The organism is Streptomyces sp. NRRL WC-3549 (assembly GCF_000721935.1).
Classification (GTDB): domain Bacteria; phylum Actinomycetota; class Actinomycetes; order Streptomycetales; family Streptomycetaceae; genus Streptomyces.
Genome location: NZ_KL585385.1, coordinates 122,309 through 122,696, shown reverse-complemented (window position 1 = coordinate 122,696; position 388 = coordinate 122,309). Strand labels below are relative to the sequence as shown.

Sequence of the window (388 nt, the reverse complement as noted above, 5' to 3'; positions counted from 1 at the left end):
GGCCCGGGCCGGTACGGACGACCAGATGGCGGCGCCAGACGGTGTCGTCGCGGTCGGGCCGGTCCTCGCGCCAGTGGCAGCCGCGGGTCTCCTCGCGCTCCCGGGCGGCGGCGACCAGGACCCGTGAGACGAGGAGGAGGTTGGTGGCCTCCCACGCCTCCACCCCGGGGACGGCGTCCTTGACGGCGCCCGGGCCCTCGGCGCCGGCGGTACGGCCCAGCGCCTCCAGCCGTTCGGCCGCGTCGGCGAGACCGGCGGCGGAGCGGATGACTCCGGCGCCCCGGGTCATGATCCGCTGGATCTCGGTACGGGACTCGGCGGCCAGCAGCGGGACGGTCATGGGCACCGGGCCGGCGGGGGCCGGTGCGGGCACCGGGCCGGCGGGGGC

The 388-nt window shown here is 79.1% G+C and carries 1 pseudogene; it reads right to left on the bottom strand.

Annotated elements, in window-relative coordinates:
• Window positions 1–388, bottom strand: a pseudogene (locus IH13_RS0104115) (L-aspartate oxidase); the annotation flags it as partial.